This is a genomic window from Mariniradius saccharolyticus AK6, assembly GCF_000330725.2.
GTDB lineage: Bacteria > Bacteroidota > Bacteroidia > Cytophagales > Cyclobacteriaceae > Mariniradius > Mariniradius saccharolyticus.
The window spans coordinates 213,208-222,174 of the sequence record NZ_AMZY02000008.1 but is presented as its reverse complement, the minus strand read 5'-3'; the positions used below and the strand labels follow the sequence as shown (position 1 = coordinate 222,174).

6 protein-coding genes are annotated in these 8,967 nt (G+C 50.0%); all 6 read right to left on the bottom strand.

Annotated elements, in window-relative coordinates; translation table 11 throughout:
* Window positions 1-61: 61 nt before the first annotated feature.
* The 6 genes from C943_RS07650 to C943_RS07625 all read right to left on the bottom strand — a co-directional run bounded on the left by C943_RS07650 (window position 62) and on the right by C943_RS07625 (window position 8,887).
* Window positions 62-736 (bottom strand): LytR/AlgR family response regulator transcription factor, encoded by a 675-nt coding sequence (locus C943_RS07650; RefSeq protein WP_008626133.1) that lies wholly within the window; start codon window positions 734-736, stop codon window positions 62-64.
* A 1-nt stretch (window position 737) separates the two neighbouring features.
* Window positions 738-2,153: a sensor histidine kinase gene (locus C943_RS07645; protein WP_008626131.1), complete on the bottom strand. Its 1,416-nt coding sequence runs from the start codon at window positions 2,151-2,153 to the stop codon at window positions 738-740.
* 311 nt (window positions 2,154-2,464) lie between these two features.
* Window positions 2,465-3,418 carry an alpha/beta fold hydrolase gene (locus tag C943_RS07640; RefSeq protein WP_245545521.1) on the bottom strand — a complete coding sequence of 318 codons (954 nt, stop codon included), beginning with the start codon at window positions 3,416-3,418 and terminating at the stop codon, window positions 2,465-2,467.
* 190 nt (window positions 3,419-3,608) lie between these two features.
* The gene (locus C943_RS07635; RefSeq protein ID WP_008626126.1) at window positions 3,609-6,755 is read right to left on the bottom strand and encodes a VPS10 domain-containing protein; all 3,147 of its coding nucleotides are present in this window, start codon (window positions 6,753-6,755) and stop codon (window positions 3,609-3,611) included.
* A gap of 231 nt (window positions 6,756-6,986) precedes the next feature.
* Window positions 6,987-7,925 carry an alpha/beta hydrolase gene (locus tag C943_RS07630; protein ID WP_008626124.1) on the bottom strand — a complete coding sequence of 313 codons (939 nt, stop codon included), beginning with the start codon at window positions 7,923-7,925 and terminating at the stop codon, window positions 6,987-6,989.
* Window positions 7,926-8,149: 224 nt separating this feature from the next.
* Window positions 8,150-8,887, bottom strand: coding sequence for a class I SAM-dependent methyltransferase (locus C943_RS07625; protein ID WP_008626119.1), 738 nt, complete (start codon window positions 8,885-8,887; stop codon window positions 8,150-8,152).
* Window positions 8,888-8,967 lie beyond the last annotated feature (80 nt).

Below are 8,967 nucleotides of genomic sequence, written 5' to 3'. Positions count from 1 at the left end.
TTGTCAACCTATATCAGGCATGCACACTTCGTACTTTGTACCTCGTACCTCGTACTTAAACTCATTTCAACCGATCCATCAAGCCCTCCTGATAGCTGACGCTGATGGGCACGAGTTTGTCGCCGACGGTGAGTTGGTGGCGTTCGATTTTTTGGATGTGTTGGGTGTTGACGATAAAGGATCGGTGTGTTTTCACAAAACCGCTTGGCAGAATCTTTTCCACTTCCCCCAGAGTCATACGGCTGAGGATTTTCTCCTTGGGTAGCTGGAAGTTGACATAGTTGCCATTGGCTTCGCAGAAGAGCAGTTCCTCGAAATTGACCTTGACCTGTTCGTAGCCCGTCTTGATAAACATCGTGCCGGCCAAGTTGCCGTTTTTAAGTTCATGCCATTCTAGGGCCTTTTGGCAGGCCTTGAGGAAGCGCCCGAGGTTGAAAGGTTTGAGCAGATAATCCCGGGCATCGAGTTCGAAGCTTTTTACTGCATGTTCCGAATAGGCCGTGGTAAACACGATCATGGTTTCCTTGGGTACGAGTGTGGCGAGTTCCATGCCGGAGATGTCGGGCATTTTGATATCCAGGAAAATTAGGTCGACGGGCTCGTTTTTGATAAATTCCAGGGCCAGGATCGCATCCGTGTAGACCGCCTTCAGGTCGAGAAATGGGACTTTGGCAGCATGGGACTTGATCACCTCAAGGGACATCGGTTCGTCATCTATGGCTATCGCGCGGAGCATGTCAGGAGAGTTGGATGGTTAAATGTACAAAATATTCCACCTCGTTTTCCCGGATGACAAGCTCATGCTTGCCGGGATATTGAAGTTGGAGGCGCTGCTTCACGTTGTCGAGGCCGATGCCGGAAGCCTTGGATTCGGGGTCCTCTTCATCGCTGCGGTGGATACTGTTGTTGACATCGAGGTACACGACGCCGTCGGTACAGCGCAGGCTGATTTTGACCCAGGATTTTTTCTGGAAACTGATGCCGTGCTTGAAGGCATTTTCGACAAAGGGAATCAGCAGCATCGGCGCAATCTGCCCGCTGCAGTTTTCCTCGCTGTGGCGGAAATCGATGTCGATGTTGGGCTGCGACTTGATGCGCAGGACTTGCAGGTCGACGTAGTTGATCAGGTATTCCTTTTCCTTGGCGAGGGGGATTTTGTCCATGCTGTTTTCATGCAGCATAAAGCGCATCATGTCGCCGAGCTTTTGGATGCCTTCCGAGGTTCTTTCGGCGTTTTCCTGCAGGGCCGTACCATAGAGCGTGTTGAGGATATTGAAGAGGAAATGCGGATTGATCTGCATCCGCAGGAGGGAGAGTTTGGCCGAACCTTCATCGACCCGATAGCTGAGGGAGTGGATTTGGCCAAGGAGGTGGTCATACTTCTTGAAAAACAGGTTGGAAAAAGGAAGTATCAAGCCTGCAACGGTAATCAAAACCGCCAAGCCAAGTACCAAGAGGCCTTCATTGTTGTTTTCTGCTGCGACAACGACAAAGAAGAATACAATAGCAGCGATCAGAAAGAAGTAGCTGAAATTGGCCAGTTTTTTTCTGTTTCGGAGCCTGTTGCGGTAGATCAAGAAGTAATTGTACACCAAGATTCCGAACAAGGTTGGAATCGATACACTGTATACCGCCGGTATCCAATTGGGCACGACTTCCTGAAGGCCGAACAAAAATAACATGGAGAAGGCGAAGATCGTCCCCAACTTGATGAGATTGTAAGCCATAAAATCCTTGGTTTCGGACCTTGGAAATATCTGCTCGAGCACATCGCCGAGAAGCAGGTATCCAATATACAAACCCACGGAACTGAAGTAATAAGGCGTTGCAAAGTTGAGCGTGATCTCGCCCATCAGGGAAAATGCCCCGACCAACACGAAGCACACCAACAGTATCACGAAGGAAAGGAGGTAGTGCATGGGCTTTCTCTTTCTTGTTTCCTTTTTGGGAATCAACAATTGATGGTGTAGGAAAAAGGCCAAATACAAGACCGTTGGGATCAGAATCTTGGCGAAGTATTTTGCCAGTTCTGAATTGTTCGGATCAAAGTAATAGAAGTTGGTCTGGAAGATGTTGGCGAGGATGATCGTGACAAAGAGGACGGTCATCACCCACCATTCGATTTGTCTAAAGGGTAAGGGGCGTTCTTTCATGGCTGCTTGGCGGATAGGGTAGTAATAGTTGGTTTAGAATTCAAATTTTCTTGTCGTTTCTTGTGGGCTTGGTATTCCCAAAGTTGGTACAGCAAAGCCACAAATATCAGGATTAGGAATGTCTTTTTGCTTTTCATGGAAATCCGCTGGTTTCTATGCTACAAGAATAGTCCAGTCCACGCTGATCCGAAAAAAAATGGGATGAATTGGGGAGGAAATGGGGTGGGTAATGAATTTTGAATTAAAAATGATGGATTCTCAATTATGAATTCTCAATTATGAATTGTGAATTGTCAATTATGAATTCTCAATTAGTGGCTGGTTTCAAGGATTTCCCGGATCTTCTGGATGGCAGGGGCATAGGTCTCAATGCCGTGGGCGACATTTGGATAGACTTTTATTTCCTTGAGGTTTTTGATATGCAGCTTGGCATTGTCGATTGATTTTTGGAAGGGGAAAAGCAGGTCCTTATCACCCAAAAGTACGTACACAGGCGCCTCGGTCTTTCCCAATTCCGCGCCCATGTAATAGGGTTTTTGGGTATTGTCTTTGTACCGGGAGATCGCAAACACCTCATAGTCTACCAACATCCCTTCTGCGAAAGCCGACATTTGGTGGCTTGGTTTGCAGAAAATTGCCTTGTCCAAAAACAGGGAAACGTTTTTCCTGCTTGGTTTGACAATCGGGAGGATGTTGTAAAACAGGTTCTTGATTCCCAAGGAAAAGGGCTGCAGGCAACCGGGATTGAGCAAAATCGCGGATATAACCCTTTCCGGTGCCGCGATTGCGAGCTTCATGCAAATCAATCCCCCAAAGGAAGCACCTGCCACATAGGCTTTTTGGATACCCAATTGGACCAACACTTCCGCTGCCCAATGACCGTAGTCGAGGGACTTGATGTCGGGTGTCGCGCCCTCACTGAGGTTGGGGAGTCCATTGGTCTCGACCAGGAAGATGCGCACATTTGGGCCAAGCTGGTCCAGGCCCCTGTCAAAATCCCAAATCAGGGAAGTGGTCCTCGCACCGGGGAAGATCACTAAAGTTGGGTCGCTGCTTTGACCTGCATTCAAGCCCCAAACGACGGTGTTGCCGAGTGCGGTTTTAAGTTCAAACCGTTCGTATTTTCGCCCATTATGGGCTTCGAGCTTTGCTACCCAAGATTCAAACTCGGCTCTGTCCTGTACCTCGTTTTTGAAAAAAGACCTGCTGTGGATTTTCATGGGAATGTAAGGGAATGCGTTTCCCCAATGATCCAAATGTAGCATCAGGCCCGTTTAGAAGGATGGAAAAAGTGGTTTATTTTCTAATTTCTGGGGAATCCGTGACTGTTTGCGAGCGCGTCCAAAAAAAGTGCCAGCACCTCGCTTGATGCTGACACCTTTATGGGCAAATCCATTTGATCTTTTAAATTTTGCGGAGCGATTCTGCCATCCATCATGGCCCAACCGAAGCCGATTACTTCATGATGACAGCAGGAAGGTTTTGGGCCTTGAATTTTTGATTGTACTCAACGATGTCTTTTTCGATGAGCTGATTCATCGCCGTCTTGTAACCTGCCCATTCCATGTCCAGATCCTGCAATCGCTGTTTGGCACCGGCGGTGAGTCTTGGGTCGTGCACGTCCACTGCTGCCCTCAGGTCAAAGTACTGCGCATTGAGTTGGCTGGGGAAGTTGATGACGTCCTGGAAGCTCTTTTGGCGTGTTTCCACCAGTTTGGCCTCCCAGTCCACCAACTTTTGGATCAGGTCTTGGCCAGCTTGGTACAGGGCCTTGGCCTCTTCTTTGTCCTTCAGTAGGGCGTTATGGTGTTCGATTTGGCTTTTCACCTTGCGCATATCGATGACGGATTGGTGGATTTCGGTCAGTGACTTTGCTGCATTTTCCAACAAAGCCTGTTGGGCGGCCCAATCCTGTGCACTGATATTCTTGAGGTTGGGATCCTGGCGCAAGTCGATTTCCGCCTCAGCAACGGCGCCTTTGAAAGTCAGCCTTGCCTTGTACTTCCCGGGTGCCCTGCGGTGTCCGCTGTAGTCCCCGTACACAAAGGCATTGGGTATTGCCAAGAGCGTTTCGCCCCTAAAGTCCCAAGCAATACGGTTGATGCCTTTCTTGGCGGGAATCACCTGTGCCGGTGCGGGGCCGCCAGGGAATGGCTTGAATTCCTCGTCCTTGATCGATGAATAGGTTCGGATGACCTTCCCGGAAGCATCGAGAATTTCCAATTTCACCTCCAAGCTGTCTGCTGCCTCAGGCAGGTAATAGTCCAAAATCACTCCTGGCATGGGGTTTTTTCCGATACCATGAGGAACGTCCATCCAAGAAGGCGTATATCCCTCATACTTGTAGGTAGGTTTAGGGGTAAAGACTTTGAGGCCCGCAAAATTCCCCTTCGATTGCTGTAGGGCGCTGATATCATCCAATATCCAGAATGCCCGACCGGCGGTGGAAATAACGAGGTCATTTTCTGCAAAAGTGATGTCGGTGACCGGTACAATCGGCAGGTTTAACTGGAGCTTTTGCCAGTTGGTACCGCCATTGAAGGAAACATAGAAACCGCGCTCCGCTCCGGCGTATAGCAGGTCCTTTACTTTTCGGTCTTCGCGAATGACCTTGATGAAGTCATCTTTCTCCACGCCGGCGTCGATTTTGGTCCAGGTTTTTCCGTAGTCGGTGGTCTTGAATGACATATTGGAATAGTCATTGAATTTGTAGCGGGTGGCAGCGATAAAGGCAGTGCCCTTGTCGTGTGGCGAAACCTCTATCGATTGGATCAGGCTTTCGGGAAGTCCGGCAGGTGTGATGTTTTGCCAGGTCTTTCCTCCGTCCTTGGTAATGTGTACCAGTCCGCAATCGCTTCCAGTGTAGATCACGCCTTTTTCATGCACGGATTCGATGACATAGCTCAAGGTGTTGTAATTCTCACCCCCTGCGCCTTCATTGGTGATGGGTGCTCCTCCGGGTCCCTGTTTTGATGAGTCATCGCGGGTTAGATCGGGGCTGATTTCCTCCCAGGAGAGTCCGCCGTTGGTGGTTTTGAACAGGATATTGCCGCCATGGTAGATGGTGCTATAATCATGTGGGGAAGCTATTAAGGGCGCATTCCAGTTGAAGCGGTACTTCATGTCCTTGGCATCGTAGGCCAGGATATTGGCCGGGTACTGCCGGATGTCCTTGACGTGGCCATCCGCGGTATTGAGGACATCGATGATCCCTTGATAGCAACCGCCGTAGAGCAGCACGGGGTTGTTCGGGTCAAAAGCGACAAATGCGGATTCGCAGCCGGGGCCTATGGACCAGTCTTTGTCCGTAAGGCCAATGAAATTGTTGCGGCTGGCGATGATCACAGAGGTATTGTCTTGTTGCCCTCCATATACCTTGTAAGGAAATACGGCGTCGGTGATGACCCGGTAGAACTGGGAGGTGGGCTGATTGTCTTGGGTAGACCAACTCTTGGCTCCGTCATAGGTGATTTCCGCGCCGCCATCATCTCCCAAAATCATATTGTTGGGATATTTGGGATTGATCCAAAGATCATGGGTATCGATATGCCTTACGGGCACTACGCTGAAGTTTTTCCCTCCATCAATCGACTTGGTCAGGGGTGAATTGAGGACATAGACCACATCGGCGTTGACAGGATCGGCCTCGACTTCGGTATAATACCAAGAGCGCGAGGTCAGCAGTGCGTTGTTGGTCATATGGGCCCAGGTATCGCCGCCGTTGTCAGATCGGTACAGGCCGGCCACTGATTTTTCAGCTTCTATGATTGCATAGACCCTTTGCGGGTTTGCGCGGGACACGCTCACGCCGATTTTTCCCATTTCGGCGGGAAGGCCTGTATTGATCTTGGACCAAGTATCTCCACCGTCTACTGATTTCCAGATGCTACAGCCTGGTCCGCCACTTTGCACCTGCCAAGGCAACCTGCGGTGTTCCCAAGTTGCGGCATACAGGATTCTGGGATTGGTGATGTCCATACTCAGGGAAGCAGCCCCCGTATTGGCATCGACGAACAGGACCTTTTTCCAGGTATTCCCGCCATCGCTGCTTTTGAAAATTCCCCGGTCCTCGTTGGGGCCGTGGGCGGTTCCTTGGGCTGCCACGAATACGATCTCAGGATTGGAGGGATGGATGACCACGTCGGAAATATGGCGGGTCTTTTCCAAGCCGACATTTTTCCAGGTTTTACCCCCGTCTGTGGACTTATAGACACCATCCCCATAGGATGTCATGACGCCGCGGATGGCATGTTCGCCCATGCCGACATAGATGACGTTGGGGTCGGCTTCACTGACGGCGATGGCGCCGACGGATCCCGTCTTGAAGAAACCGTCTGAAATGTTGTGCCAGGAGATACCCGCATCCACGGTTTTCCAAAGCCCTCCGCCGGTGTATCCGGCAAAAAAGACTTGGTCATTACCAGGTAAACCTGAAACGGCGTTGGCTCTGCCGCCCCGAAAGGGGCCGATATTGCGCCACTTCAGACCTTCGAAAATCGTGGCGTCAAATGTGGGTGGCGGTGGCGCGGCGGTTTTCCCTCTCTGCGCAAAAACATAGAGGGACATGAACAGCATCATGCCGAGAAAAAAGCATTTTTTCATGGGTTGGAGGTTTGGTTGACTTTATCTCTGAATTTGGGGAAAAAAACCAAGATTCGCTATGCTGCATACCCCTTGCCGGAAAATTATTCGAAAGCCAATCCATGCAGGGTGCGCAATACCCTGACAGCGAAACACGGGACGCTAGTTTTTAAAAATCAACCAGAATGAAAAACCCCTATTCCGCTTCTTGCAGTAATAGGGGTTTTGGATCATCAGATTTGTTTTCTAGGATCACTTCCCGGCCTTGGCGCTGAGAAATCCATTCACATCCAGCCAATGGACAAAGGCGTCAAACCACTTATTGCTCGTGCGGTTGGGATTGCCCAGTCCGAAACCGTGACCGCCGTTTTGGTAGAGGTGAAATTCCACGGGCCTGCCCGCCTTGAACCAAGATTCGATGACCCCAAACTGTCCGCGGAACAGAAAGTCATCCGTGGCAATGACATTGAACATGGGGGGAGCATCCTGTGGAACTTCCACCGGACCCATACCGCCGTAGATCGGGCCGATAAAGGCCAGCTTCATGGTTTTTGAATGCAAGGTGGAATGCATCGTCAGTCCGGCACCGGCCGAAAAACCGATCATACCGATTCTGTTGGTATCTACGCCCCATTCCTTGGCACGATTGACGATCATGGCATAAGCAGCTTCGGCATCCGCGAGTTGGTTGGAAAGGTCCCGCTGTGGCGGTGGGGGCGGAGCAGGGGTTCCTTTGGATGGATCAGCAGCAGGGGGAGGAGTTGGTCGCGGACGGTTCATCCAAGCTGAAAAATCCTCCAAAGAGGCGGGCGTTGGATTGAGGCGATACTTCAGCACAAAAGCCGCAATCCCCTGTTTGGCAAGTGCTTCGGCGACTTCCCAACCTTCATTACCCATAGACAACCAACTAAAACCGCCTCCAGGCGCGACGATGACGGCAGTGCCATTGGCTTTGCCCGGCTCGGGGAGGAATGGAGTCAGGGTTGCGGTCGAAATGTTGCGTGCCATGGGGTCACCCCATTGGCGGAACCATGTTTCCGGGGATGTTTGTCCCTCGACACCGCCTGTACCGAGCAAAATGGCGTTGGGTTCTTTGGGGGCTTCGAGTGGATAGATGGTCCCGTCCTGTGCGATTGCGGAAGCGGTGACGGTACAAAGCACTGCCAAAAAGGCTGTCTTTTTGAGGTTCATAGGCTAGAGGGTTTAATTGTTGGTTGAGGATTGAAAATAAAGATATCCAATCACTTTTCGATTCTCATTAAGCGGGATTTACGTGTACGGTAGACATACCCACTTCAAATAGCAAAAAGCCTCTTTCCTTGGCTTCAATCAAAGCGTCTTATCGCACCTTTTGACTCCTGATGTGCTCTTTAATCAGCTCACATTCAAACGATAAGTATCCAATGAACTGGCCTTCATTTCGAATCCGTTACGATCTTGGCAATGATCTTTTCCGCATGCTTGGCGTCCTTGAGGTTGATGGTTGCACCAGGATTTTTCATCATGTCCTGATAGGTGAGTTTGTCGATTTCGGAAAACAATTCCTCATCAATCTTGAAATCCCCGTTTTTGAATCCAGGTTTTGCCATCACGTATCCCAAACCATAATCGGTATCCAGTACGCCCACTTCGAGGACGTCGGAGTGTTTTTTCATCAGGTAGACGATTGCTTTCCAAACGTCACCGCACCACTCGTGCTTCCAACCTTTGATGTTCTTTTGCTCTTCCTTGCTCGGGAAAAACTCAGAGGGATAAGCGGCTGCTTCGTCGGGCGGATAGCAGTCGTGCATGAGGATCAGTCCTTTGGGGTTGAAATATTTGAGGGTGTTCAGCACGTCGCTGAGGGAAGTCCGGTAATTGTGCAGCCCATCGACAAGGATTACATCCAATGGCCCGAATTGCTTTAGAAATTCTCCTCTTTTGTTGAAAAACGCATCACTTGTCTCCTCAAAATACGTGTTTTTGCGGTTTGAAGGCCATTTGGCGAGCCAATGAAGCTTTCTGGTAATGGGTATGATGAAGTTTGGATCTACGGCGATTTTGCGCTCGGCACGGATGGGTAGAAAGGATTTCCCTTTGTGGCAGCCTATTTCGAGATAGTTGGTGTAAGGCGTCTTGCTGAAGATTTCTTGGATAATCTGAATGCGGTCCATGGTGTTCGTGGTTGGGATTTGTCAAAAAGGTACAATCTTCAAACTTACGGAATTCTTCACGATTCACCGTTTGGATAGGT

Bases quoted from the DNA above. Each gene is read 5' to 3' on its own strand.
- C943_RS07625 (WP_008626119.1), bottom strand. From the start codon at position 8,887: ATGGACCGCATTCAGATTATCCAAGAAATCTTCAGCAAGACGCCTTAC.
- C943_RS07630 (WP_008626124.1), bottom strand. From the start codon at position 7,925: ATGAACCTCAAAAAGACAGCCTTTTTGGCAGTGCTTTGTACCGTCACC.
- C943_RS07645 (WP_008626131.1), bottom strand. From the start codon at position 2,153: ATGAAAGAACGCCCCTTACCCTTTAGACAAATCGAATGGTGGGTGATG.
- C943_RS07650 (WP_008626133.1), bottom strand. From the start codon at position 736: ATGCTCCGCGCGATAGCCATAGATGACGAACCGATGTCCCTTGAGGTG.
- C943_RS07640 (WP_245545521.1), bottom strand. From the start codon at position 3,418: ATGCTACATTTGGATCATTGGGGAAACGCATTCCCTTACATTCCCATG.
- C943_RS07635 (WP_008626126.1), bottom strand. From the start codon at position 6,755: ATGAAAAAATGCTTTTTTCTCGGCATGATGCTGTTCATGTCCCTCTAT.